Origin of the sequence: Henriciella marina (genome assembly GCF_027213945.1) — a bacterium.
GTDB lineage: Bacteria > Pseudomonadota > Alphaproteobacteria > Caulobacterales > Hyphomonadaceae > Henriciella > Henriciella marina_A.
The window spans coordinates 1-231 of record NZ_JAPWGW010000120.1 but is presented as its reverse complement, the minus strand read 5'-3'; the positions used below and the strand labels follow the sequence as shown (position 1 = coordinate 231).

The following is a 231-nucleotide window of genomic DNA, read 5'->3' as shown; positions in this document are numbered from 1 at the left end:
GCACGCGGTCGGCGAAGATCGTCACCGCGATCATGAGGGTGGTGAAGAACGTCGTCCGCACGGTGTCCCACGGATCCGGTCCGCGGAACGCGAGGCCGACGGCGATCGCCACGCCGATGGCGACGACCAGGAGGCCGAACATCCACAGCCAGTTCATCTCCTGGTAGTAGAAGAGGTATTGGAGCGGCATGTAGAGGAGCGCTCCGATGACGGCGATCGTCAGTGAGGCGT

The 231-nt window shown here is 64.1% G+C and carries 1 pseudogene; it reads right to left on the bottom strand.

Going from position 1 to position 231, the window contains the following annotated elements:
• Window positions 1-231: pseudogene (locus O4G74_RS16375) on the bottom strand (ABC transporter permease); the annotation flags it as partial.